This window comes from Gimibacter soli (assembly GCF_028463845.1).
GTDB lineage: Bacteria > Pseudomonadota > Alphaproteobacteria > Sphingomonadales > Kordiimonadaceae > Gimibacter > Gimibacter soli.
In genome coordinates this window covers 2556939-2581545 of record NZ_CP116805.1, presented here as the reverse complement: position 1 = coordinate 2581545, position 24607 = coordinate 2556939, and the positions used below count along the sequence as shown (strand labels likewise).

At 61.3% G+C, this 24607-nt stretch carries 19 protein-coding genes; 10 read left to right on the top strand and 9 right to left on the bottom strand.

What is annotated here, in order from left to right; genetic code table 11:
• The first annotated feature begins 89 nt into the window (after positions 1–89).
• Both PH603_RS12065 and PH603_RS12060 read left to right on the top strand, forming a co-directional pair.
• The gene (locus PH603_RS12065) at positions 90–1619 is read left to right on the top strand and encodes an amino acid permease (protein ID WP_289502784.1); all 1530 of its coding nucleotides are present in this window, start codon (positions 90–92) and stop codon (positions 1617–1619) included.
• Positions 1620–1692: 73 nt separating this feature from the next.
• Positions 1693–2178, top strand: a complete 486-nt coding sequence (locus PH603_RS12060; protein ID WP_289502783.1) for an Lrp/AsnC family transcriptional regulator — start codon at positions 1693–1695, stop codon at positions 2176–2178.
• Positions 2179–2184: 6 nt separating this feature from the next.
• On the opposite strand, the gene PH603_RS12055 is transcribed toward PH603_RS12060, so the two are convergent.
• Positions 2185–3018, bottom strand: a complete 834-nt coding sequence (locus tag PH603_RS12055) for an MOSC domain-containing protein (protein WP_289502782.1) — start codon at positions 3016–3018, stop codon at positions 2185–2187.
• 29 nt (positions 3019–3047) lie between these two features.
• A complete protein-coding gene (locus PH603_RS12050; RefSeq protein WP_289502781.1) occupies positions 3048–5066 on the bottom strand; it encodes a S9 family peptidase in 2019 nt (672 codons plus the stop codon).
• 342 nt (positions 5067–5408) lie between these two features.
• On the opposite strand from PH603_RS12050, the gene PH603_RS12045 reads away from it, so the two are divergent.
• Entirely contained in the window at positions 5409–6431 is a 1023-nt protein-coding gene (locus tag PH603_RS12045) for a histone deacetylase family protein (RefSeq protein WP_289502780.1), read from the top strand.
• Positions 6432–6445: 14 nt separating this feature from the next.
• Here PH603_RS12045 and wrbA read toward each other — a convergent pair whose 3' ends face one another.
• The 3 genes from wrbA to PH603_RS12030 form a co-directional block, all read right to left on the bottom strand.
• On the bottom strand, positions 6446–7048 hold the full coding sequence (gene wrbA / locus PH603_RS12040; protein ID WP_289502779.1) for an NAD(P)H:quinone oxidoreductase: 603 nt from the start codon (positions 7046–7048) through the stop codon (positions 6446–6448).
• Between the two features lie 80 nt (positions 7049–7128).
• The gene (locus PH603_RS12035; protein WP_289502778.1) at positions 7129–9339 is read right to left on the bottom strand and encodes a TonB-dependent receptor; all 2211 of its coding nucleotides are present in this window, start codon (positions 9337–9339) and stop codon (positions 7129–7131) included.
• Between the two features lie 240 nt (positions 9340–9579).
• Positions 9580–10371, bottom strand: coding sequence for a citryl-CoA lyase (locus PH603_RS12030; protein ID WP_289502777.1), 792 nt, complete (start codon positions 10369–10371; stop codon positions 9580–9582).
• 160 nt (positions 10372–10531) lie between these two features.
• On the opposite strand from PH603_RS12030, the gene PH603_RS12025 reads away from it, so the two are divergent.
• The 4 genes from PH603_RS12025 (at position 10532) to PH603_RS12010 (ending at position 14223) form a co-directional block, all read left to right on the top strand.
• Positions 10532–11701, top strand: coding sequence for a CaiB/BaiF CoA transferase family protein (locus PH603_RS12025; protein WP_289502776.1), 1170 nt, complete (start codon positions 10532–10534; stop codon positions 11699–11701).
• 73 nt (positions 11702–11774) lie between these two features.
• Positions 11775–12587 carry an IclR family transcriptional regulator domain-containing protein gene (locus PH603_RS12020; protein ID WP_289502775.1) on the top strand — a complete coding sequence of 271 codons (813 nt, stop codon included), beginning with the start codon at positions 11775–11777 and terminating at the stop codon, positions 12585–12587.
• A gap of 216 nt (positions 12588–12803) precedes the next feature.
• Positions 12804–13361: a VOC family protein gene (locus PH603_RS12015; protein ID WP_289502774.1), complete on the top strand. Its 558-nt coding sequence runs from the start codon at positions 12804–12806 to the stop codon at positions 13359–13361.
• Positions 13362–13392: 31 nt separating this feature from the next.
• Positions 13393–14223, top strand: coding sequence for an alpha/beta fold hydrolase (locus PH603_RS12010; RefSeq protein WP_289502773.1), 831 nt, complete (start codon positions 13393–13395; stop codon positions 14221–14223).
• Positions 14224–14264: 41 nt separating this feature from the next.
• Here the strand turns inward: PH603_RS12010 and PH603_RS12005 are convergent, their stop codons facing one another.
• Both PH603_RS12005 and PH603_RS12000 read right to left on the bottom strand, forming a co-directional pair.
• Positions 14265–14903, bottom strand: coding sequence for an isochorismatase family protein (locus PH603_RS12005; RefSeq protein ID WP_289502772.1), 639 nt, complete (start codon positions 14901–14903; stop codon positions 14265–14267).
• Complete coding sequence (locus PH603_RS12000) at positions 14903–16093, bottom strand: CaiB/BaiF CoA transferase family protein (protein ID WP_289502771.1); 1191 nt, start codon at positions 16091–16093, stop codon at positions 14903–14905. The genes PH603_RS12005 and PH603_RS12000 overlap by 1 nt, the downstream gene beginning before the upstream one ends.
• A 189-nt stretch (positions 16094–16282) precedes the next feature.
• Between PH603_RS12000 and PH603_RS11995 the strand changes: the two genes are divergently transcribed.
• From PH603_RS11995 to PH603_RS11985, 3 genes are read left to right on the top strand one after another with little or no spacing between them, the layout of a single operon-like run.
• Positions 16283–17221 (top strand): hydroxymethylglutaryl-CoA lyase, encoded by a 939-nt coding sequence (locus PH603_RS11995; RefSeq protein ID WP_289502770.1) that lies wholly within the window; start codon positions 16283–16285, stop codon positions 17219–17221.
• Between the two features lie 48 nt (positions 17222–17269).
• Complete coding sequence (locus tag PH603_RS11990) at positions 17270–19324, top strand: hydantoinase/oxoprolinase family protein (RefSeq protein ID WP_289502769.1); 2055 nt, start codon at positions 17270–17272, stop codon at positions 19322–19324.
• An 11-nt stretch (positions 19325–19335) separates the two neighbouring features.
• The gene (locus PH603_RS11985; protein WP_289502768.1) at positions 19336–21198 is read left to right on the top strand and encodes a hydantoinase B/oxoprolinase family protein; all 1863 of its coding nucleotides are present in this window, start codon (positions 19336–19338) and stop codon (positions 21196–21198) included.
• A 69-nt stretch (positions 21199–21267) separates the two neighbouring features.
• Here the strand turns inward: PH603_RS11985 and PH603_RS11980 are convergent, their stop codons facing one another.
• Entirely contained in the window at positions 21268–21924 is a 657-nt protein-coding gene (locus tag PH603_RS11980) for a GntR family transcriptional regulator (protein ID WP_289502767.1), read from the bottom strand.
• Between the two features lie 174 nt (positions 21925–22098).
• Positions 22099–24552 (bottom strand): TonB-dependent receptor, encoded by a 2454-nt coding sequence (locus tag PH603_RS11975; protein ID WP_289502766.1) that lies wholly within the window; start codon positions 24550–24552, stop codon positions 22099–22101.
• Between the last annotated feature and the right edge of the window lie 55 nt (positions 24553–24607).

The following is a 24607-nucleotide window of genomic DNA, read 5'->3' as shown; positions in this document are numbered from 1 at the left end:
CCCAAGACAAGGAAAGTGGCAGTCACGCGTTTGGCTGTCACTTCTTTCTGTCCGGCTGTTCCCGATAGACGCTTTCCCCCGGAGCCTCAATGTCACGCCCTTTCCGTTCCCTTTTCATCCGCAAATCGATTGAATCCGTCCGGCAGGATGTCGAAACCTCGGGGCTCGACCGGTCGCTCGGTGCCACGCACCTTGTCCTGCTTGGCATCGGCATCATCATCGGTGCCGGTGTCTATGTGATGACGGGCACGGCGGCGGCCAATTATGCGGGGCCTGCGGTGGTGCTGTCGTTCGCGATAGCCGGCTTTGCCTGCTGCCTGACGGGGCTTTGCTACGCCGAGCTGGCCTCAGTATTGCCGGTTTCAGGTGCGTCCTACAGCTATTGCTATACGGTCCTCGGCGAGGTCGTCGCATGGTCGCTCGCCTGGATGCTGATGCTCGAATTCGGGCTGGCGGGTTCGGCGCTCGCCGTCGGCTTTTCGGGATATCTGATCAGTTTTCTCGCTGACTTCGGGATTTATCTGCCGGCAGCGCTCGCCACTTCGACAATCGAGGCAACACGCGCGGGCAGCGAGATGGTTTTCACAGCCGGCCCGCAGTTCAACCTGATGGCCGTCCTCAGCCTTGCCGTTGTTTGTGCGGTGCTGATCCGCGGTGTGGCGCATTCGGCGACGGTCAATATGGTGCTTGTCATCGTCAAGGTCGGGATTTTGTTCCTGTTTGTGGCAACAGGCTTCTCCCATGTCGATGCCGCGAACTGGACGCCCTTCATCCCCGAAAACCAGGGTGGCTTCGCCTTCGGTTGGCCGGGGGTGGTGCGGGCAGCCTCCATCCTGTTCTTTGCCTATCTGGGCTTCGAGGCAGTGGCGACGGCAGCGGCCGAGAGCCGCAAGCCCCAGCGCGATATCCCGATTGGCATTTTGGGCGCGCTACTCTTCAGCACGCTCATTTATGTGGCGGTGGCCATGACGCTGACCGGGCTTGTTTCCTACACCGAGCTCAGCGTTCCGGACCCAATCGCCGTGGCAGTCAATCATATCGGCATGCCGGCCATCGGGTCTTTCATCAAGGTCGGGGCGCTCACCGGGCTTGCTTCGGTCCTTCTCGTCAATACCTACGGCCAGTCGCGGATCGGCTTTGCCATGTCGCGTGACGGCTTGCTGCCGCCGCTGTTCAGCCGCGTGCATCCGCGCTTCCAGACGCCGGCTGCCGGCACCATCGCATTTGCGGCCATTTCTGCGGTAGCGGCAGGGCTGTTGCCGATCACGCTGCTTGCCGATTTCGTCAGCATCGGGGCGGCTTGCATGTTCATCGTGGTGGCGTTGAGCGTGATGTTCCTGCGCACCCACCAGCCCGATCTGCCCCGGCCCTTCAAGGTGCCGTTCGGCGGTATCCGGGTGCGCGGCGTTTGGCTCGGCGTCATTCCGGTTCTGGCGCTTGTCATGAGCCTTCTGATGATGGGGCCGGTGCTTGTTGATATCGCCATGAAGGCCATCGACGGCGAATGGCTGCCGGCGATCATCCTTGGTGGCTATATCGCGCTCGGCGCGGGGCTCTATTTTGGTTACGGGCGGCACAATAGCCGGATCTGGGCGGAGGCGCAGTCAGAAGGGAAGTGATGGCGGAGGGGCGCATGTTTTCTATCGACAGGCACCCCGGCCTCGCGCACATTGCGGCGAAAAGGAAGTCTGCATGAAACCCGCAAACCTGCCCAAGCTCGACAAGCGCGATTATCTGATCCTGAAGGAACTGCAGGACGACAGCACCATCACCTACCGCACCATGTCGGAACGGGTGGCCCTGTCGCCTAGCGCCTGCGTTTCCCGCGTTCAATTGATGGAAAAGTCGGGGGTTATCCTTGGCTATCATGCCTCGATCGCCATCGAGAAGGTACGCCCCACACTCGTGATGCTGGCCGAGATTTCACTCGCCTCCCACAATCCGGATGACATTCGTGCCTTCGATAATCTCCTGAAGTCGATGCCCGAAATTGTCGAGGTCTTGCGGGTGAACGGCCCCTTCGATTATGTCGTGCGCTTCTGCCTGTCGGGCGTGCACGAGTGGCAGGAGTTTGCCCACCGCCTCCTTGAGCCCAAATACAAGGTCGAAAAGATGGTCACCCACGTGGTGATGGAAGAAACCAAGCGGTTCGCGGGCTACCCAGTGCCGTCTGAATAGGCGGTCCTAGCGCTTCTTCAGGGGGACGAGGTTGGTTTCGCCTTCCTCAAGGATTTCGACCTCATCGCCAACCGCGATCTCTGCCCGTGTTTCGGGGATCGCATTCTGCCCGAAAATGATCCCGTTCGTCGCCTGACGCCCCATCTGCCGCAGGGTATTGATGGGCTCGTTGCCATGGTGCCGCTCGCCCGTTTCCGGGTCCTGCGTCACAATGATGCAGCGCGCGCAGGGTTTGACGATCCTGAGCACAAGGCCGCCGATGCGGATACGTTTCCAGCAGTCTTCCGCCCATGCCTCGCTGGTGCCCGAGAGAACAATGTTCGGCCGGAAACGTGTCATGGTGACGGTATGGTCCAGCTGCCCGTTCAGGGCGGCGAGGCTTTCTTCCGTGGTGACAAGGATGGGAAACCCGTCCGCAAGGCCAACTTCTTCGCCCGCTGCGCCGTACGTCATGTCCACCGGGCGGGGAATGCTGTCGGGCTTGTGGGTCAGGCGAACGGGACGGCCGACGATGGCGGATAGGAACTCCGTCGCTTCGCTGCCGGCTGCGGGGATGCTGAGCGCATCTTTCCAGATGGTCACATCCGCGAGCGGTGCATCGGGGGTTTTGACGACCAGTTCACCTTGACCCGGATGGCGGAGCAGCATGCCTTCCGGCACCTCGAACGCTTCGATCTGTGCCATCGCGGGCGCTTCGCGCCGCGTGACGAAACGGCCCCGCTCGTCCACCACCATCCAGCGGCGGTCACCGGCGAGGCCGATGGGCTCGATAAGGGCTTTTTCAAGCGCAATGCCCCGCATGCTTTTGACAGGGTATCGATAGAGCGAGGAAACATGCATTGTCGTTTCTTCCAAATAGGTTAGGCATTTCAGTGAATGTAACGCTCGAACCAGTCGAGCACACGTTCCTGTATATCAAGCTGGTGGTCGGCTTCGCCCATCCAATGCGGTTCGCGCGGGTAGGTGACCATCGCAGCTTCTTTGCCTAGCAGCTTCAGGCCGCCATAGAATTGCCTGCCGATGTCGACCGGCACCCGGACATCCGCCTCGTTGTGGAGGATGAGGACAGGGACTGTCACCTTGTCCAGCCGGCGAACCGGCGAAGCGGCATCATAGGCCGTCGGATTGTCGGCGGCGCTGCCATAATAGTCGAGCACGAAATCGGGCGTATCGGTTGTTTGCAGCATCGCGAGCAGGTCGGTGGGCGCCGCGCCGACGATAGCGGTTTTGAAGGGGCCGCCGTGGGTCACTGCCCAGGCGGAAAGATAGCCGCCGTAGCTCCAGCCGCCGATGCCGAGCTTTTCGGGGTCGGCAATCTTGCGGGCGATGAGATGGTTGACGCCGTCGAGTACGTCCTGATAGTCGCCGCCGCCCCAGTCGCCGATGGCGAGGCGAGCGAAGGCAGCCCCCTGGCCGTCCGATCCGCGGGGGTTGGGCAGGAACACGGCATAGCCATGGCTTGCCAGCATCTGGCCCCATTCGTGCCAGCTGCCCATCCAGCCGCTCCACCACGCCCATTCGGGGCCGCCATGAAGCTGCGTCACCGTCTTGATCGGGGAGCCGGGCTTGTAGCCGGGCGGGGTGATCAGCACGCCGTAAATGGTGCGGCCATCAAGGCTGCTTTGCCAGCTGATCTCCTCCACCTTGCCGAGCTTCCAGTTGTCGACGTCCGGGTTGAGGTCGGTGAGGGCAGTGAAGGCTTTGCCGTCCAGCTTCCATACCTCGCCGGGGCGGGTGGGTGTGTTGCCGATAGCCGCCATGTCCCCGCGCGCATTAGTGGCTGTATCGGTCAGTTCGCCGTCGAATGCAGCGACCGTTTTGATGGTGCCTGTGGCGGGATCGATGCTGATGATGTTTGACCGGGTTTTCTCGAAGCTCATGGCTTCAACCACTTTGCCGCCCTTCGCCCAATGGGGATGAAGGAGGAAACCGGGATAGTCGTCGCCGAAGCGGTCAATCTTGCCCGTGGCAAGGTCAAGTACGCGAATGCCGGTGGAGATGCCACCCGTCAGCGGGCGGTCAGCCCCGTCCTTCAGAAGATCGAGATAGGCGATCCGCTTGCCGTCCGGCGACCAGTAGCCACCGCTCGCCATGGTCTTCACCGGTGTGCCCGTCACCTTGCCGCTGCCAGCGTCCATCAGCACCATGTAGCTGTGATAGAAATAGGCGTTCAGGCCCGGCTTGTCGGTTACCCTCAGCGACAGGGTTTTGCCGTTCGGGCTCCATTGCATGTCGGCGACATTGAGGCCTTCAGGCGAGACGCGTTCTGTTTTGCCGTCCGCCAGATCTAGGAGCCAAAGGCGGGAGAGGGGCCGGGGCGCGTCGGCGACGATGGCGTCTGAAAGCCTGGCCTCATCAACAGATGCCGCGTCACCGGAAGTGAAGGCGATCCGGCTGCCATCGGGCGACCAGCGAAAATCGTTCACGCCCTGCGGTGCGCAGGTCAGTGGGGCAGCCTCGCCGCCAGAAACGGCAAGCGCCCAGATTTGCAGGCCTTCACACTTGTCGTCCTCGCTGGCCAGCGGGTTGGCCCGGTTGGAGAGGAAAGCGATAAGCTTGTCGTCAGGCGACCAGCGCGGCGTGCGGTTGGCACCCTTGGCGATGATGAATGGCCGGGCAGGGGTGGCGCCGTCCGCTCGCGCAATCCAGATATCCGATGAAGGCGTGAAGAAGGTCGACATTTGCGGCAGCACTGCAAAGGCGACAAGGCTGCCATCGTTCGACAGCGCAAGGTCGACAGGCGACTGCAGGCTCATGATATCCAGCGGTTTGATCGGGCCGCCTTCGGCTGCCGGCCGCGCCGTGGCTGCATCCTCCGCATGAACTGCGGCAAGTGGCAGCGGCGTTGCGGCGATCAGTGCCGCGATCAGGCTTGTTCTGAATGACATGCGCATCATACCCCCGAGCGTGCGTTTCTATCCTCTTACCAGCCTATCCAATGCGCGCGCATTTTTTTGACGTATATCGCTATGGGCCGCCGCACAATATGCAGCCTGACCGGTGCGGGAGGCCTGTTTGTTTGGTCCGGACGTGTTTCGGGCAGGCGGACGGGCCCGGAAACAACCTCTGGCCGAACAAAATCATGAAAGCCCGGCCTCTTATCGTCATTTGAACGGAAATGACGCCAGCTATACGTTACTGTTGCGGGCCCATTGCTGATACCCATTAGATGAGTTGCCCTGCGTGTGCAGGCATGATGTCCAGACTGTTGCAACAAAGGGTGCCCGAGGATGCTGATTTTCCACTCTGATGCGGCGAACCTGCATGATCCCGAACATTTCTTCCGCATGGGAAAGCCGATCAATCACCCGGAAAATGCCGGCCGCTACCGGCTCCTTTATGATGCCGTTGCGGGTGGCCCGCACGAATTGCGGCAGGCGGGCGACCTTGGGCGCGAACCGATCACACGGGTGCATGATGCGGGCTATGTCGAGTTTCTGGCTACCGCATGGGAACGCGGCAAGGCCGAGGGGCTGACGGGCGACGAGATCAATACCACCCAGTTTTCGGTGCTGCCGCCGCTGCAACGCCCGACAACCGTGCAGGGCCAGATGGGGCTTTACGCCAGTGATACGTCCGTCGGTATCCGGGCGGGAACATGGGATGCAGTATATGGTGCCGCACAAACGGCGCTGAGCGGGGCAGAGGCTGTGCTCGCCGGCGAGCGGGCCGCCTACGCGCTGTGCCGCCCGCCGGGGCACCATGCGAGCGCTGCCCGCGGGTCCGGCTTCTGTTTCCTCAACAATGCCGCCATTGCGACCGAGCATCTGCGCGGGCGGTATGAAGGTGTCGCGGTCCTTGATATCGATGTGCACCACGGCGACGGCACACAGCGCATTTTCTATGAACGCGGCGATGTGCTCACCGTTTCCGTTCATGCCTCCACGCAGGGCTATTTCCCGCACTATACCGGCGGCGCCGATGAAACCGGCGCGGGCGACGGGGCGGGATACAATCTCAATATCCCGCTCGCCCACCAGTCCGGCGACGCCGAATATTTAGCGGCTATCGCCACGGGGTTGAAGCGGATTGCGGCTTTTGAACCCGGCGCCCTTGTCGTGTCGCTGGGCCTTGATGCGGCAGCGGAAGACCCGGTCGGTGTGCTGAATGTCACCGGCGAAGGCTTTGCCAAGGCAGCACGGATGATCGCGGCAGCCGGCTTGCCGACGCTGCTTGTGCAGGAAGGCGGCTATCCGTCCGAGGCCCTGCCACGTAACCTTGTCTCGTTCCTTGCGGGCTTTGAGGACGCCTAGGCTTCCACGCTGCCTCAGCTTGCCAGTTTTTTGGCGATCTCGGCCACGTGCCGCCCCTGGAAGCGCGCACCGGCGAGTTCGTTTTCGCTGGGTTTGCGGCTGCCATCGGCACCGGCGAGCGTGCTGGCGCCGTAGGGCGTGCCGCCGCTGATTTCCGTCATGATGGCATTGCCGGCAAAGCTGTAGGGCAGGCCGACGATCACCATGCCATGGTGCAGGAGCGTGGTATGGAACGAGGTGATGGTGGTTTCCTGCCCGCCGTGCTGGCTGGCGGTGGAGGTGAACACACTGCCGACCTTTCCGACAAGCGCCCCTTTCACCCAAAGCCCGCCGGTCTGGTCAAGGAAGTTGCGCATCTGGGCGGCCATGTTGCCGAAGCGGGTGGGGGTGCCGAAGATGATGGCGTCATAATCGCCAAGTTCGCCGGGCTCGGCATAGGGTGCTTCCTGATCGGTCTTCATGCCTGAACCCTTGGCGACTTCGTCCGGCACCAGTTCGCGCACACGCTTGATCACCACTTCTGCGCCCTTCACCTCGCGCACGCCTTCGGCCACGGCATTGGCCATGGTTTCGATATGTCCGTAGCTTGAATAGTAAAGTACCAGAATGCGGGCCATCATCTGCTCCTTGGTTGGTCGTCGGATAAAAAACGAGGGCGCCACGGGAATGGTTGGCGCCCTCGATCAGAGCTGGAGGCTCAGAACCGTTTGCTAAGCTCGATCCCGTAACGGGCCGGTTTGGCCTTGAAGACGAAACCGCCCGGCGAATATTCGGCATTATAGCGCTCGTCGAACAGGTTGCGAGCCCAAGCCGTGAGCGACCAGTCGTTCCATTCCACGCCGATGCGGGCATCTACAAGGTCAACAGGCCGGCGGACGGTGGAATTTTCCACATCCCAGAAGGTCTTGCCGATCCGCTGGTAATCCACCCGCATGATACCCCGCACGTCATCGGTGATATCCCAGTGATACTGGGCGCCGAGATTGAGCGTGTAGCGGGACAGAACCGGCACTTCGTTGCCGATATAGGCCGGGTTTTCGAAATCCTTGATCTTGCTGTCCGTGTAGCCGAGGCCGAAATTCAGGTCGAGGCCGGCCATCGGGCGGAGCGTGCCTTCGAGTTCAAACCCGGTGAGGCGTGCTTCGGGCACGTTGCCAAGGTTCTGCGTGGAGTTGGCGGCAAGGAAGACGAAGAAATAGCTGTTTTCCGACTTGGTGGTGAAGACGCTGGCATTCAGGGTCATCATCCGGTCCATCAGGCTCGATTTCACGCCGGCCTCGAAGGTTTTGGCGACTTCGGCCTCAAAAATGTCGTTCACGCCAACGATGCCGTTCGAGAAGGCAACGGCACCAACGCCTGTCTGGTTGAAGCCGCCAGAGCGGAAGCCGGTGCTGTAACCCGCATAAAGGCTGACATCATCCGACACATTGTAGCGCAGCGTCACTTTCGGCTGCCATTCGCTGAAGGACCGGTCCCGCACATCGCCGGTGGCGCCAGCCGGGAAGCCCGGCACGTTCGGCAGATACTGGGTCGGTGTCAGGGTCGTCTGTTCGCGTTTGTCGTGGTCGTAACGCAGCGAAAGGTCGATCTCCAGGTCCTCGGTGATATCGTAGGTTACGTCACCGAAAACTGCCCAGGCGAAGTTATCCTGCGAATCTGCGAGGAATGTGGCCTGCGGATTGAGCGGATTGGTGCTCGGCTCCCGGTAGACCGGGAAAACGCCCTGTCCCGTATCCACCATGTTGCCGGTGGAGATATAGCGATCCGTGCCGATGAAATAGGTGCCGACGATCCAGCGCAGGCGCTGGTCGGAGTTCGATGTCAGGCGCAGTTCCTGGCTCCAGGCTTCCACGTCCAGATACTGGCTCTGGTTCATGTCGAAGCCGAGGAAGTCATTGAAGAAGGATTCCTCAATCGGCAGGAAGTTGAAGGCGTCACCTGTCAGGATTTCTTCAAGCTTGTCGTAGGCGCTGACCGATGTGAAGGTGCCCCAGTCGGCATCGTAATTCATGCGCAGCGAAAGGGTATACATGTCGCGGTCGTTTTGGCCCGCGTTGTTCACGCGCACGGGCAGGCTCGTATCGTTCACATCGCCAACGATATTATAATAGAAGGCCTGGGTCCGAAGCTCGGACATCGATCCGCGCAGGTCCATCTGGAAACGTTCGCTGGCCTGCCATGTCAGCATGCCGCGCAGGCTGAAATCCTTATAGGGATCGGCTTCCTCATCCAGATATTCGTTATTGATATAGCCGTCGGTATCCATGAAGGAACCGGCGAGGCGGAACTTGAGCGTGTCGGACTGGCCGACCGGCCCGCTGATCGACGCCTGCGCCTTGTAGCCGGGGCCGGAATCCATGCCCACCTTCACCTTGCCCTCAATCTCGTCTGACGGCTGCTTGGTGGTGACCACGATGGCGCCGCCGATGGCGTTGCGGCCATAAAGGGCGCCTTGCGGGCCTTTCAGGACCTCAATCTGCTCGATGTCAAAGAGTTCCTGATTGAACTGCGCCGGGTTCACCTGCTGCACGCCGTCGATGATCACGGCGACCGATGGCTCGCTGTTGCGGGCCTGCGAAACGCCGCGGATGACGATGAAGCTCGATCCCGCATTCTGGGTTTCCACGAGCGTCACGTTCGGGGTCAGTGCCACGAAGTCGGACGGGCGTTCGATACCTGCGTCTTCGATTGTCTGCGACGAAAAGGCGGTCACTGCTGCCGGCACGCTTTGCAGGCTTTCCGACCGGCGCCGCGAGGTGACGGTGATTTCTTCAAGCACCATATCGCCGGAGTTGCTTGCACTTTCCTGTGCGCGTGCTGCCGTCGTTGGCACGCTCAAAAGTCCTGCTGTCAGCGCCAGCAGGGATGTTCCGGCCAGATACGACCGACGAATTCCAAAGTTTCCCATGTTTCCCTCCCTGTCATTTCCCCAACGCACAGGCGACCCGACAGTCTGTGGCCTGCCTCTTCCCCAAGAGACAGGTCTCCCCATGATCGACACGTGCGGTTGATGGAAAAGCTAAGTTTTTCGATTATCGAAGTCAAGTTCGATTTACGAAGTTTTTCCGGCGCGGCCGGGTCGCCCAAAAGAAAACGCCCGCCCCGAGGTGGGGCAGGCGTCACCAGTTTCCCTTCAGGCCGAGGGAGATCAGGAGCCTTTCGGGCCGTCGTAGGTGATGGCTTCCGCCGCCTTGCCGGACATGACAAAGCCGATGGGGCGGGTCGCTTCTTCCTGCAGGTGGCCGATGAGGCTTGCAGTGCGGGCAAGGAGCGAAATGCCCTTCAGGGCTTCAAGCGGGAAGCCGACATCCAGCATCACGGTCGGGATCGCGCCGTTCACATTGATCGGCAGGTCGCGGCCGATCACTTCGGGGATCGCCTTCTGCACAGCCATCAGCATGCTGATGTGCGCGCCAGCGGCGCTGCGCTCGCGGGCGAGGGTTAGGAGCAGGTTGGCGCGCGGGTCGCCGCCCGAATGCTGCGGATGGCCAAAGCCAGGGATTGCCTTGCGCTCAGCCCTCAGTGCTTGCACGCCGGCAAGGGCAGCTTCGGCTTCGCTGATGCCTTTTTCCTGCACCTCGGCGACAAGACCCGCGATGAAACGACCGGTGACTTCGGCGCTGCCAAGGATCACCGAACCACAGCCAAGGAGGCCGGCGGCGACTGCGCCGTGGAAGGCTTCGGGGGCGGCGGCATAGGTCATGCGAGCGGCAACCACGCTCGGCACCAGCCCGTGTTCGGCGATGGAAAGGAGAACGGCATCTGCAAAGAAGCGCTGTTCCGCCGTCGGCATATGCCCGGTCACCAGAAACCAGAAATAGGTGGTGAAATCAGTCTTGCCGATGAGATCGCCGACAAGGTCCTTGCCGCGCACCGTGATACTTTCGGCATCCGAGGTGCAAATAGCGCTGAAAGGCTGGTCCTGCTTGCCAATTCTCATGGGTCTCCCTTTCTGTGAAGCTCGTGTGAAATATTTTCGTTATACGAACTTGTTTTCGATAATCGAAGAAATTATACTCCGCCCGAAGATTTTGCAAAGGCTATCATGGCACAGGCCATTTTGGCCGTGAGAATTCGATAGAGGGACGGAGGGGGCATGTATGGCTGAAGTGCTCAAGAATGTGCGGGTTCTGGAGATGGGAACTTTCATCACCGGCCCCGCTGCCGGCATGCTTCTGGCTGACCTTGGCGCCGAGGTGATCAAGATCGAGAACCCGAAGGATGGTGATCCCTTCCGCGCCTTCAAGGGCGAGCTTTATAGCCCCCATTTCCAGACCTATAACCGCAACAAGCGCAGCATAACGCTGAACACCAAGGATGAGGCCGACCTTGCAGTCCTCGACAGGATGATCGCGGATGCTGATGTTTTCATCCAGAATTTTCGTCCCGGCGTGGCGGACCGGCTGGGCGTGGGAGCGGAACGCCTGCAGGCGATCAATCCGCGCCTCATATACTGCGCCATTTCAGGCTTCGGTGCCACGGGGCCGGACAAGGACAGGCCGGCCTTCGATACGGTGGCGCAGGCGGCAAGCGGCTTCCTGCGGCTGCTGGTGAACCCCGAGCATCCCCGCGTGGTCGGCCCGGCGATTGCCGACGCCATCACCGGCTTTTATGCGGCCTATGGCATCCTTGGTGCGCTTAATGAGCGGCATGCAACGGGCAAGGGGCGCAAGGTCGAGGTTTCGATGCTTGAAGCCATGTGCCATTTCAACCTTGATGACTTCACCCATTATTTCTCGGAAGACATGGTGATGTCGCCCTACAGCCGGCCGCATGTGTCGCAGTCCTATGTGTTCGCTTGCAAGGATGGCAAATGGATCGCCCTTCATATGTCGTCGCCTGCCAAATTCTGGGAAAGCCTCGCCGAAGCGGTCGGGCACCCTGAAATGCTGCAGGACCCGCGTTTTGGCGACCGCCTGTCACGGATCGGGCATTATGAAGATGTGGTGGCCTATCTCGCCCCCCTGTTCCTGACCGCAACACGGGCGGAATGGTGCGACCGGCTGGCAGCCAACGAGGTGCCGCATTCACCGGTGCAGTCGCCTGCCGATGTTCTGGCAACGCCGCAGGCAAAGCATCTGGAACTCGAAGTCTCGGCGCCGCATCCCGATCCCGCCAAGGGGCGCTTCCGCAGTATTCGCTCGCCCGTCAGTTTCGATGGCGAACGGTCGCTCGCGATCAGCGCCCCGCCGCTTCTGGGGGCGGACGATACGGCCATCAAGGCGGCCTATCAGGCAGGCACAGATCCCAGAAGGGCAAGGCCGGCCTAGACAAATTTCTGGCAAGCGCCGCCAGAGGTGCGCTATATCGCAGCAGGTATGCATACCGGAGGGGCAGGCGAATATGGCGCGTGAAGCAGGTACGGAACAGGATCCCGAATATCTTTCCACGCTGGAGCGTGGCCTTTCCGTGCTTCGGGTTTTCGGGCAGGAACATCCCGAAATGCAGCTTTCCGAAGTAGCGGCTGCTACCGGCCTCAGCCCCGCTGTTGCGCGGCGCTGCCTCAATACACTCGTCAAGCTTGGCTATGTCGGCCGTCACGGCCGTCGCTTCCTGCTGCGCCCGCAGGTGCTGGAATTCGGCTCGGCTTTCCTTGCATCGATGAACCTTGAGCAGGTGGCCACACCGCACCTGCAGGCGGTGCGGGATGAGACGGGGGACAGCTCGTCTCTTGCGGTGCTGACGGGCGAGGACATCCTGTATCTTGTCCATGTTTCCACCAACCGTCGCATCCGGCTCGGGGCAGGGGTTGGTACGCGCTTCCCGGTTTATGCAACGTCGCTTGGCCGCGTGCTGATGGCCTATCAAAGCGACGATGTGATCGACGCCTACTTGGCCAATGTCGAACTGACGGCCTTCACCGATTATACGATCACCGACAAGGCGGTGCTTAAAGACCGGTTGAAGCAGATTCGCCGCCAGGGATACGATTCGGCGCAGGACGAGCTAGACTATGGAATCGTGTCAGTAGCCGTGCCGGTGTTTGACAACGAACGGCGCATCGCGGCTTCGATCAACTGTTCTACCTCCACCACCCGCATCGCGCGGGATGACCTGATCCGCACCCGTCTGCCGCTCCTTCAGAATGCGGCCGATCATGTGGAAGGTGCGCTGAAGGCCTGGCCTTTCCTCGTTCACTCGCTTCGCGGCAGCTGATTTTTCCGTCTGCTATCGGTGCTTCGTGCCGCAGGGCTTCTGTGTCTTTTTCAAAAAATTCGCATATCGAAAACAACTTCGACAATCGAATTGCTTGGGCTTTGCCCCTGTGGTATCGTCCCTTCCGGAAATGAGGCCGGCCTCGGGGGAGGCGGGCCTCGATGGAATATTCCGGGGGCGGGCAGGTGGCCCGCATTCAAGTGGAGGAGGAATAGAATGGCCATGAAACGTCGGCCCCAGCGGTTGCATCACACCGCCTACGTCACCAAGGATCTGGAAGCGACCCGCAAGTTTTACGAGGAAGTGGTCGGCTTGCCGCTGATTGCCACCTGGTGCGAAAAAGACGAGCTGTTTGGTGCCGAGCGCACCTATGCCCACTGCTTTTTCGAGATCGAAGATGGCGGCGCGCTGGCCTTCTTCCAGTTCGCGAACCCCGAAGACCAGGCGCTGTTCGGCCCGGAAATCCCGTCGTCGCCCTTCAATCACGTGGCGTTCCTTGTTGATCAGGAAACACAGGATGCGCTCGTTGACCGGATCGCCAAGGCCGGCATCGTCGAGCCGCAGACCTATATCCTCGATCACGGCTATTGCCGCTCGGTCTATGTGAAGGACCCGGCGGGGATGATCCTTGAGTTCACGGTCGATTCGCCCTCAGCCGAGAAGCTGAATGCCATCCGGCGCAAGGATGCCCATAGCGAGCTGAAGCGCTGGCTGGGCGGCGATCACCGGGTGAATAACGTCCTCCGTCCGGAAGACGAGTTGGCCGCGCATTGACGCGGCCCGCCCCTCAGGGCATGACCTTTCCATGAGCTATTCATTTGAAACCATCCGGCTGACGCGGCCGGATGGTGACATCGTTGTGGATATCACCGGCAGCGGGCCACTGGTTGTGTGCCTGCATGGCTGGAGCTTCGACCGGCGCATGTGGGGGCCGCTGGTGCCCCTGCTGGCACCGCACTTCCGGCTCGCCCTTGTTGACCGGCGCGGTTTTGGCGAAACCTCGGCGCCGCCCGGTCTGGGCTGTGAGGTCGATGATATCGCGGCGCTTCTCGATCATCTTGGTGCCCCGGCCTGCGGCCTCATCGGCATGTCGCAGGGCGGGCGCGTGGCCCTGCGGGTCAGCGACAGGTTGCCGTCCCGGGTATGGGGCATGGCCCTGATCAGCGCGCCACTGGATGGCTTCCCGCCCCCGAACGCTGACGAGGCGATCCCCGTGGCGCTGTACCGGGAATGGGCGGCGGCGGGTGGCATGGACCGGGTGCGGGCGGATTGGGTCGCACATCCGCTGCTGCAGCATGGCGGGCAGAACGATGCCAAAGAACTGGTAAAGAGCATGCTGGCGTCCTACGAAGGGCGCGACCTGACGGCGCCCCTCCCAACCGGTCCGGCGCCCGATATTGCCGGCAGGCTCTCGAAAATCGAAACACCGGCACTTGTTGTTGCGAGCGAACATGATACCGGCTGGCTCCATGCCGTTGCCGACACGCTGGTCATCGGGCTCCCGAAGGCGAGCGGACTGCGGCTTGAAGGCGCGGGCCATCTGGCTGCCATCACGCATCCGGCTCAAGTAGGGGGTGCTATCCTTGCTTTTCTGAACAGCATTGCGCTGCCAGCCTCGCTCCGAGATCAGTGTTGAAACAAATGACGGTCCAGTTCCACGCGGGCGCTGGATTTCGCTTACGCGCGGGCCAGATGCCCGATGACCTCGGCAGTCGATACGATGTCGGCATATTTGGCGCCCATGTCGAAGATATTGGCGTCATGGACCCGGCGGTCACGGTCGCCGCAGGCGTCTTCCACCACAAGCGGGATGAAGCCGTGCTGCAGCGTATCGAGGCATGACGCCCGCACGCAGCCCGATGTGCTGACCCCGGTGATGATCACGCTATCCACGCCAAGTGATGTAAGCGTGCTGGCGAGCGACGTGCCGAAATAGGCGCTGGCATATTGTTTGGTGACAACCACCTCGCCCTCTACCGGCAAAAGGGCGGTCGGCGGTTCCGCCAGCGGGCTGCCGCGGTCAAAGGCCTTCAGGGCTGGAACCTTGCGGTAGAAATGTCCGCCGTCGGCGCCGCCCGGCAGATATTCCACCCGCGTGTGAACGACCGGCAGCCTTTTGGCGCGAAAAGCCTTCAGGAGCGTTTCGATATTGGCGCATTCGGCCTCGATCCCGGCGTAAAGCGGGGCTTCGGGGTCGAGGTAGGCAGCACACACGTCGATGATCAGGAGGGCAGGCCGCTTGCCGAAACCGAGCGTTCCCGAAAAGCCGGCCTTCTTGTAGTCGTCCTGCAGGTCTTCGGGGCTGCGTCCCGCCATCAGATGATCCCTTCCGCCTTCATCCGGGCAAGGTCGGCATCCGACCGGCCAAGGATGCCCTTGTAGACATCCTCATTATGCGCACCAAGCTCCGGGCCCGGCCAATGGATTTCGCCCGGCGTTTCCGAAAACTTCGGGAAGGCATTCTGCATCCAGATATTCTGGAAGCTCTGGTGTTCCACTTTCACCACGGCGTCGCGCGCCTTGAAGTGCGGGTCCTCGAGCATGTCAGGCGCCTTGAAAATCTTGCCCGCCGGCACGCCGTTTTCCTCCATGAGGTCCAGAAGGTCCTTGGAGGTGAAGCCGATGCTCCATGCCGAGATCAACTCGTCCAGTTCTTCCTGGTTTTCGCCGCGTGCATGGTGGCTCGAATAGCGCGGATCGCTGCCGAGTTCCGGGCGGCCCATGGCTTCGGCCATGCGGGTCCAGACGCTGTCCTGGTTGGCGCCGATCAGGATTTCGCCGTCCTTGGTTGGGTAAACGTTCGAAGGTGCGACCTTCGGCAGGATCGAGCCCGTGCGCTCGCGGATGAAGCCCGCTTCAGTATATTCGGGAATGGTCGATTCCATCATCGCGAGCACGGCTTCATAAATGGCGCTGTCCACCACTTGCCCGCGGCCCGTTACGTTGCGCCGTTGCAGCGCCATCAGGGCGCCAAGGGTGGCATAGGTGGCAGCAAGGGAATCGCCAATGGAAAGCCCCACGCGGCTTGGCGGGGTGGAGGGATCACCTGCCAGATTGCGCATGCCGCCCATGGCTTCGCCGATCGAGCCATATCCGGCGCGGGACGCATAAGGGCCGGTCTGGCCATAGCCTGAAACCCGGATCATGATCAGGCGCGGGTTGATCTTTGAAAGCTCATCGTAGCCAAGGCCCCATTTCTCCATGGTGCCCGGCCGGAAGTTTTCGAGGAGGAAGTCGGCATCGCGCACCAGTTCGCGCAGGATATCCTGCCCTTCGGGCACGCGTAGGTTCAGCGTCACTGATTTCTTGTTGCGGGCGATGACCGGCCACCAGACCGGCTTGTTGCGGCCCCATTCGCGCATCGGGTCGCCGCTGCCGGGCTGCTCGATCTTGATGACCTCGGCGCCATGATCGGCCATCAGCTGGCCGCAGAAGGGGCCCGCGATCAACTGGCCGAGCTCGATCATGCGCAGGCCCTGCAGGGCGCCAAAGCCATTGTCCGACATGCTTGTCTCCTTTTCCAGACCCGAAGCCCCGCGAACCGGACCCTTCAGTTTATGTATTCTTCTAAATAGCCCGTGGTCGGCAATTGCCCCTCAAGGCCCAGATTTATCGCGTCCCAATTTTGTATACAAATTATTTTTAGGATTGTATACAGTCAATAGAAATGCGTATGGATAGGGCGGGAGACACAGATGATGAGACCTGTCGAAATTGTCGAGGTTGGCGCGCGGGACGGCCTGCAGAACGAGAAGGTCATTTTCTCGACTGTCCACAAGCTCGCGCTCATCACGCGTGCCATCGATGCCGGTGCGCGGCGCCTTGAAGTGGCAAGTTTCGTCAATCCCGCCCGTGTGCCGCAAATGGCCGACGCTGAAGACGTGATCGCCGGGCTGCCGGACCGCGGGGACGTTACCTATATCGGCCTTGTTCTCAACAAGCGCGGCCTGTTGCGAGCGCTTGCCACGCGGGAAGGCGGACGGCGCGGGGTTGACGAGGCAGGCGCCGTGGTGGTGGCAACCGATACCTTCGCGACCCGCAATCAGGGCCAGACCTCGGCTGAATCGGTCGAGGTTTCAAGCCAGATCGTGCGGATGGCGGTAGAAAACGGCATGTCAGCGCAGGTGACCATCTCGGCGGCTTTCGGGTGCCCCTTCGAAGGGCGGGTTGATCCCGCGCGCATTGTTTCGATTGCAGAGACAATCGCTGAGGCCGGCCCGCGCGAGATTGCTATTGCCGACACTATCGGTGTCGCCAATCCGCGCGCCGTGGCGTCGCTTGTCGGCACATTGAAGGAACGCTTGCCGGGGATGCCCATCCGGGTCCACCTTCACAATACGCGCGGCACCGGGATCGCCAATGCATGGGCCGCCTACGAGGCTGGCGCCGATGTGCTGGATGCTTCCATCGGCGGCCTTGGCGGGTGCCCGTTCGCACCGAAAGCGACCGGGAATATCGCGACCGAAGACCTTGTCTATATGCTCGCCGAATGCGGGGTTGAAACGGGCCTTTCGCTTGATGCGATTGTCGCGGGCGCACGCTGGGTCGAAACAATTCTTGGCCGCCCGGTGCCATCGCAAGTGGCGCAGGCGGGCGGTTTTCCAGAAGGCGGCGGCACCAGCTGCGCCGCCTGATATCATGATTTCAGAACGGCTCAAGACCGATACGGGGAGATAGACGGGATGTCATACAGGCTCGGAGTAGACGTTGGGGGGACATTCACCGATCTCCTTCTGATCGAGGAAAAGACCGGAAAAACATGGCGCAACAAGGTGCCAAGCACGCCGCATGACCCGTCGGTCGCCGTGATCAACGGCACCGAGGCGATTTGCGCCGCGGCAGGCGTGAAGCCGTCCGAGATCGACCAGTTCCTGCATGGCACCACGGTTGCCACGAACGCCGTTCTGGAAGGCAAGGGCGCCCGCACCGGGCTCGTCGTCACCGAAGGCTACCGCCAGATCCTGCAGGTCGCCCGGTCGCTGGTGCCCGGCGGGCTTGCCGCCTGGATCACCTGGCCGAAGCCCGAGCCGCTGGCCCCGCTGGAGACGACCGTCGAGGTCACTGAACGGCTGGGCGCTGACGGCAGCGTCGTGAAGCCCCTTGATGAAGCGAGCGTGCGCGCAGCACTCCTGCGCCTGAAAGCCGAAGGGATTGAGGCGCTGACGGTCTGCCTGATTAACAGCTATGTGAACGGCGCGCACGAGCAGCGCGTTGGCGAAATCGCCGCCGAGATTTTCCCCGATATCCCGGTTTCGCTGAGCCATGAAATCCTGCCCGAGATGCAGGAATATGAGCGTGCGCTCACCACTGTTGCCAACTCGCTGGTGCGGCCCGTGATGGCCATGTATGTGGCCAACCTGCGGTCCAAGCTGCGCGCCCTTGGCATGAAAGGCCGGATCAACCTTCTGCGGTCTGACGGCGGCCTGATGGGATCGGAGAAGGCCGAGGGGCACCCGGTGAACCTGCTGATGTCCGGCCCGGCTGGCGGCGTGACAGGCGCCCTGTGGGTTTCGCGCAATGCCGGGATCGGCAATATCCTGACACTTGATGTGGGCGGTACGTCCACCGACGTGGCCCTGATCGAGAACGGCGAGCCCAAGCTGCGCCGCGAAACGAGTGTCGGTCACCTCACCGTGCGGGCATCGTCGCTGGATGTGAAAACGGTCGGCGCTGGTGGTGGCTCCATCGCCCATGTGCCGGAACTGACCCGTGCGCTGCGTGTCGGCCCGGAATCCGCGGGCGCCGTGCCGGGGCCGGCGGCCTATGGCAAGGGCGGCGACCGCGCGACGGTAACGGATGCACATGTGGTGCTTGGCAACCTGCCGGAATCGCTGTTGGGTGGTACCTTCAAGCTGGATCGTGACGCGGCGAAAACCGTGGTGCAGAAGGTTGCCGATGCGCTGGGTGTCAGCCTTTATGAGGCTGCACAGGGCATCATCGATATCGCCAACGAGAATATGTTCGGCGCGCTTCGCCTTGTTTCCGTGCAGCAGGGCTATGACCCCCGCGAATTTGCCCTGATGGGCTTTGGCGGCGCGGGTTCGCTGCATTCGAACGCGGTTGGCAAGCTGATGGGATCCTATCCCGTTATCGTGCCGGTGAGCCCCGGTGTGCTGTGTGCAACCGGTGACGCGACCACGCAGCTCCGTTACGAACATGCCCGCTCGTTCAACAAGATGGTCAGCCAGACGGAAGATGCAGAAATCGCTGCACTTCTCGCCGAAATGCGCGGCGTGGTGAAGGGCGACCTGAAAGACGAAGGCGTGCCCGAGGACGAGCAGTCGGTGCGGTTCGAGGCCGGCGTTCGTTACGCGGGCCAAGGGTTCGAAGTCAGCATGGCAATCGATATTGCCGACTTCGAAGCTGGCCACGGGATCGAGGCGGTCAAGGCGGCCTTCGATGCCGAACACAAGCGGCTTTTCACCTTCAATCTTGATGTGGTGCATGAAATCGTCAACCTCCGGGCCATCGGGCTTGGCAAGGCGGCGGAAATGCCGACCCAGAAGCTCGCCAAAGGGGACACGGACCCGGCGCAGGCCAAGCTGCGCGACCACCGCATGTGGGTTGAAGGGCAGGAACGCGACGCCGTTATTTACGAGCGCGCTAAGCTCGAAGCCGGTGACCGGCTGGTCGGCCCGTGCGTGATCACCGAGATGGATTCGACCGCGGTGATCCTGCCCGACCATGTCGGGGTCGTTGATGACTTCGGCAATATCCTGATCAATCCGGTCGCCTGAGGGGAAAGACAATGGCTGCAAAAATCATCCAGACCAACCAGACGCCCTTCACGCCCATCGACGTGGATACGATCACGCTCGATATCATCGAAAATGCCTTGCGCAACGCGCGGGAAGAGATGGACGCGACGCTTTTCCGCACGGCCATGAGCCCCGGCATCCGGGAGCAGGGCGACGCCTTCCCGCTGATCGCTGACCGCAACGGCCTGATGGTCGTCGGCCAGTTCGGCAGCTTCATTGGCGGCTTCCTGCGCGCCTATGAAGGCGAGATCGAGGAAGGCGACATGATCTGGCTTTCCGATCCCTATTCGTGCGAAGGCGCGGTCAGCCACAATAACGACTGGCTGATCATCCGGCCGATCTTCCGCCAGGGGCGGCTGACCGCCTGGGCCTGCATGTTCGGCCACCAGACTGACATCGGCGGCAAGGTGCCGGGCTCGCTGCCCACCGACGCCACCTCGATCTTCGAGGAAGGCGTGCGCATCCCGCCGATCAAGCTGTTCCGCAAGGATGTGCTGCAGGAAGATATCCTGAAGCTGGTGCTGCATCAGGTGCGGATGCCCGAATGGTGCCGTGCCGACCTTCTGGCCATTGTCGCCAGTTGCCGGGTGGCCGAGCGCCGCGTGAACGAGATTTGCGACCGTTTCGGCGACGACCTTTTCTCCTCCGCCACGGATGAGCTTCTGGCCCGCAACAAACGCGCGATGGGGCACCTGATTGCCTCGGCGGTTTCCGAAAAGAAAGTCAGCTTCGAGGATTATGTCTGCGACGATGGCCGCGGCTATGGCCCCTACAAGCTGAAATGCACCATGTGGCGCGAGGGCGGGAAGGTCATCCTCGATTTCGAAGGTACCGACCCGCAGGCCGTTGGCTCGGTGAACTTCTATCTCAACGAAAACATGCTGAAGATGTTCTTTGGCATCTACATGATCATGGTGTTCGATCCGCAGGTGCTGTTCAACGATGGCTTCTATGATCTCGTTGACGTACGCATCCCCGAACGCAGCCTGCTGAAGCCGGCCTTCCCGGCGGCGCTTTCCTGCCGGACCCACGCGCTTGGCCGTATCTTCGACGTACTTGGCGGGCTTCTGGGGCAGGGGCAGCCGGAATTCCTGAACGCGGCCGGTTTCTCGTCGAGCCCGCACCTGATGTATTCGGGCTTCCACAAGGACAGCCGCGAATGGTTCCAGCTGTTCCAGATCGGCTTCGGGGGCATTCCGGGCCGGCCTTGGGGTGACGGGCCGGATGGTCATAGCCTGTGGCCGGGCTTCACCAACGTGCCGAACGAGTTTCTGGAACGCTATTTCCCGATGCGCATCACCCGCTATACCTCGCTTGCCGATAGTGGCGGGGCGGGCAAGAACCGTGGCGGCAATGGCATCCTGATGACCTATGCCTTCCTCAATGACGGCATTATCGCGATCCATGACGACCGCTGGTTCACCTCACCTTGGGGTGTGAACGGCGGTGAGCCCGGCGAGCGGTCAAGGAAGGTGCTGCGCCGTAAATCGGGTGAGGAAATCATCCTGCCTGCCAAGTGCGATAATATCGAGGTGCAGGAAGGCGACGAGCTTGACTATATCACCTGGGGCGGTGGCGGTTGGGGCAGCCCGGCCGAGCGCGATGCCGATCTCGTGGCGCTTGAGGTGAAACGCGGTCTTGTGAGCGTCGAGGGTGCCTTTGCCAATTATGGCGTCAAGGTGCGGGAGGATTTCACGGTGGATGAAGCCGCCACAAAGGCCCGCCGCGCCGAGCTTGCAAAGACAATCGACACCAGCCAGATCTTCAATTTCGGCCCGTCGATCGAGGAACTGCGGGCGCGCTGCGAGGCGGATACCGGCCTGCCGGCGCCGATGCCACCGCGCCAGCACTGACAAGAGCATAGAATGAAAAAGGGCCGCCGGTGAATGTCACGGGCGGCCCTTTTCTATGGTTTTGTCCGGTTATTCCTGCCCCAGCGAGCGGTCGTAATTGCGCAGGAAGTTCTGATAGGACGTCAGCAGGTGCTGGCGCATCGCCGTGCAGGCGGTGACCGCATCGCCGGTCTTGAGTGCCGAAAGGATCAGCCCGTGGTGATCGTTACTCTGGCGCAGGTCCTGCCGTGAATAGGTCATCGCTGTGCGGTTCACGATCGGGGGCTGCACCAGCTGGTCGATGGTTTCGCGGAGCTGGCGGTTACAGGCGGCCTCGATGATCGTTGTGTGGAACACGCGGTTGGCGCGCAGGAATTCGGGGATATCCAGCTTGTCTTTGGCAAGGACGTCCTCGATATCGCGCCATGCCTTGTCGACGCGCGCGAGCTGATCGGGCGTGATGCGGGTGGCCGCGCGCTCGGCGGCATAGCCTTCGAGAAGGGCACGCATTTCAAAGATGCAGGCGATATCGTCGAGCGACCATTCATTGACATAGGTGCCCTGATTGCGCCGCGCGACCACATAGCGATCGGCCGCCAGTCGGCGGAGGGCATCGCGCACCGGGGTGCGGCTGACGCCGCAGAGGCCGACGAGCTCCTCTTCCTTCAGATGCGCGCCGGGGGCGTAGCGCCCGGACAGGATCGCCGCGCGGATCGTTTCATAGGCCTTTTCAGTCGCTTTCGACACCTTCGAGTTCCTTTCCGGAAGGATTACAGCCTCTATACGGAACTTGACCGGTTTTGGCACGCCAAAACAGGGGCTTCGCACCAGCTGCATGCTCTTTCATGCCATGCAAAGAGGCACGGCCGTTGCCAGCCGCGCCTCGATGGTTATCCGTGGGTGCGTACACCCGGAGGGTTCCTAGAACTTGTAGCTCAGTTCGAGGCCGTAAGACCGCCGCGCACCGGGCGAGACGAACGATCCGCCGAACTCGACCGCCGGGATCACTTCCTCGACGAACTTCTCGTTGAAGAGGTTGGAGGCATAGCCTGTCAGGCTCCAGGTGTCGGTCTCGAAACCGATGCGGAGATTGACGAGATCGTAGGCCTTGCGCTGCGTCAGGTCATAGTTGGCGGTGCCGAGGCCCGGATAGAAGGCTTCGAAGATCGTCACCCGCGTCTGGTCCTGCACTGTATGGAACCAGGTCGGGCCCACGCGGCGCCAGTCAGCCCGCACGAAGAGATCGATATCGTCCGTGATCTCCTGCACATACTGGGTACCGGCATTGATCGTGTAGTCCGGCGTGTAGGGTGACTTGTTACCGACGGTATTGGGGCGCGACGCGTTTTCCTTGATCTCGCTGTCGGTGATATTCACCCCGCCGAACACGCGCCATTCGGGCGTAATGCGGACATTGACGTTGGTTTCAAGGCCCTTGATATCGACCCGGTCGATGTTGGAAACAACGCGCAGGAGCCCGAAGCCGCCGACAAAGAATTCGAAGAATTGCATGTCGTCGACCTTGGTATAGTAGCCCGCAAGATCGTAGCTGACGCGACCATCAAGGAAGGTGCCCTTGATGCCTGCTTCAAACGCGCTTGAGGTTTCCTTGCGGAACTGGTCGTTGATCACCACGCCGGCGTTGACCGGGGCCGAGTTGAAGTTGGCATCGATCAGCGCCTTGCTGCCCTGGTTGTTGAAACCGCCGGACTTGAAGCCGATCCCCCAGTTGGCGAAGGCCGTGAAGGTACGGTCAGGCGCATAGCTCAGGCTGATTTTCGGCTCGATCTGGTCAAAGGCTTCCGACTGGTCGGCAATCGGCTGCACCACGCCGTCCACCACCTGCTGGCCCGGGTTGATGGGGCCGCCTGTGTAAGGGTCGAACACGGCAGGGGCAAGGTTGTGGACCTTGCGTTCCTCGCGGTCATAGCGCAGGGCGAAGGTGCCCTTGAGGGCTTCGCTCATGGCATAGCTCAGCGAGCCGAAACCTGCATAGACGTTGGTGTTGAAATTATCCCAGTAAAGCTGCGACGTCGGGTTTGCCGAGGTCGGGCCGTTATAGGGATTTTGCAGGACACCCTGATTGAGGTCAGCGCCAAGGCTGACCGCCGTGGTGCGGTCGATATTCAGATAATAGGAGCCAAGCTGCCATTGCAGCGGCTGCCCGTCATCAAGCGACGCCAACCGGACTTCGGCGCTGAAGTCTTTCTGGTTGCGCATCTGATACTGGGTGCCGTCGCAGGTCGTGGGCGAATAGGCGCCGTAAAGCTGGCCGAATGCGCCCGCGAAGTAGGACGGCGGATTGACCGGATAGCCTTCGGCCTCGGCTGTCGAGGCGATACATTCTGCAACACCGGCATAGCGGAAGAAGTCACCCGAGGTGCCATCGGCGGTCAGGTCGTTCTTCACATCGCTGTAAAGCGCCCATGCGGTCAGCCGCATCGTATCGAATTCATGCTCCAGCTTGACCGACGCCTCGAAGGTGCGCTGGTCGTTTTCTGGGCGGATGTTGCTGTCATAGAGGAAGGTGTGCTTGTTGATGTCTTCATAGAAGGCTGGCACGCCAAGGCCGCTTGCAAAGGTGGGCAGGGCGAAGATCGGGTTGAAGTTAATCGAGGCACCGCCCAGTTCGCCGTAGCGCAGCTTGGCATCGATCTTCGTCACGTCGCTCGGCTTCAGTACCAGCCGGCCATTGATGTTCCATGTCTCGCGGTCATCGACAATGGCCCGGTCCCCAAGATAGCGGTTCCGGAAGAAGCCGTCGGTTGTCGTATAGTCCGCTGAAACGAGGAAGCCGACAGTGTCGGAAAGCGGGGCGCTGATATAGGCCGCGCCGCTGAAATTGCTGTTGTTGCCGCCGCTTGCCTTGAAGCCGCCTTCCATTTCGTCGCCCGGCTCAGCCGTGGTCATGACGATGGCGCCGGCGGCTGCGTTGCGGCCATAGATGGCGCCCTGCGGGCCTTTCAGGATTTCAATCTGGCGGACAGTGCCCTGATCCTGATTGAGTACCGCGGTGTTGGTTTTGAGGATGCCGTCAACGACCAGCGCCACCGAGGATTCGGCGTCGCGCGCACTATTGATGCCGCGGATGTTGATCTGGTTGTCGCCGGCTTCGGCTGTGTTGGCCACGATGGACACGCCGGGGGTGAAGTTCACAAAGTCGGAGGCATTCTTGATGCCCGTCTTTTCCAGCGTTTCGGCTGTCAGTACCGTCAGTGTTGCGGGGGTTTCCCGCAGGATCTCGCGCTGGCCGCGCGCCGTAACCACAATTTCTTCAAGCGCGAAGTCGTCGCTCTGGTCTTCCGTCTGTGCAACTGCCTGCTGGCTGAGCCCGTACGTACACAATACTAGCAGGCTGGAACCCAATTTCCGCATGACACCCTCTCCTGATTTTTACCGTTTTTTACAAAATATCCCGGATTAACCGCAC

Excerpts from the sequence above, each read along its gene's own strand:
- PH603_RS12020 (WP_289502775.1), top strand. The coding sequence starts at position 11,775 with ATGGCGCGTGAAGCAGGTACGGAACAGGATCCCGAATATCTTTCCACG.
- PH603_RS12010 (WP_289502773.1), top strand. The coding sequence starts at position 13,393 with ATGAGCTATTCATTTGAAACCATCCGGCTGACGCGGCCGGATGGTGAC.
- PH603_RS12005 (WP_289502772.1), bottom strand. The coding sequence starts at position 14,903 with ATGGCGGGACGCAGCCCCGAAGACCTGCAGGACGACTACAAGAAGGCC.
- PH603_RS11975 (WP_289502766.1), bottom strand. The coding sequence starts at position 24,552 with ATGCGGAAATTGGGTTCCAGCCTGCTAGTATTGTGTACGTACGGGCTC.
- PH603_RS12030 (WP_289502777.1), bottom strand. The coding sequence starts at position 10,371 with ATGAGAATTGGCAAGCAGGACCAGCCTTTCAGCGCTATTTGCACCTCG.
- PH603_RS11990 (WP_289502769.1), top strand. The coding sequence starts at position 17,270 with ATGTCATACAGGCTCGGAGTAGACGTTGGGGGGACATTCACCGATCTC.
- PH603_RS12000 (WP_289502771.1), bottom strand. The coding sequence starts at position 16,093 with ATGTCGGACAATGGCTTTGGCGCCCTGCAGGGCCTGCGCATGATCGAG.
- PH603_RS11985 (WP_289502768.1), top strand. The coding sequence starts at position 19,336 with ATGGCTGCAAAAATCATCCAGACCAACCAGACGCCCTTCACGCCCATC.
- PH603_RS12050 (WP_289502781.1), bottom strand. The coding sequence starts at position 5,066 with ATGTCATTCAGAACAAGCCTGATCGCGGCACTGATCGCCGCAACGCCG.
- wrbA (WP_289502779.1), bottom strand. The coding sequence starts at position 7,048 with ATGGCCCGCATTCTGGTACTTTACTATTCAAGCTACGGACATATCGAA.
- PH603_RS12015 (WP_289502774.1), top strand. The coding sequence starts at position 12,804 with ATGGCCATGAAACGTCGGCCCCAGCGGTTGCATCACACCGCCTACGTC.
- PH603_RS11995 (WP_289502770.1), top strand. The coding sequence starts at position 16,283 with ATGATGAGACCTGTCGAAATTGTCGAGGTTGGCGCGCGGGACGGCCTG.
- PH603_RS12060 (WP_289502783.1), top strand. The coding sequence starts at position 1,693 with ATGAAACCCGCAAACCTGCCCAAGCTCGACAAGCGCGATTATCTGATC.
- PH603_RS12055 (WP_289502782.1), bottom strand. The coding sequence starts at position 3,018 with ATGCATGTTTCCTCGCTCTATCGATACCCTGTCAAAAGCATGCGGGGC.
- PH603_RS12045 (WP_289502780.1), top strand. The coding sequence starts at position 5,409 with ATGCTGATTTTCCACTCTGATGCGGCGAACCTGCATGATCCCGAACAT.
- PH603_RS12065 (WP_289502784.1), top strand. The coding sequence starts at position 90 with ATGTCACGCCCTTTCCGTTCCCTTTTCATCCGCAAATCGATTGAATCC.
- PH603_RS12025 (WP_289502776.1), top strand. The coding sequence starts at position 10,532 with ATGGCTGAAGTGCTCAAGAATGTGCGGGTTCTGGAGATGGGAACTTTC.
- PH603_RS12035 (WP_289502778.1), bottom strand. The coding sequence starts at position 9,339 with ATGGGAAACTTTGGAATTCGTCGGTCGTATCTGGCCGGAACATCCCTG.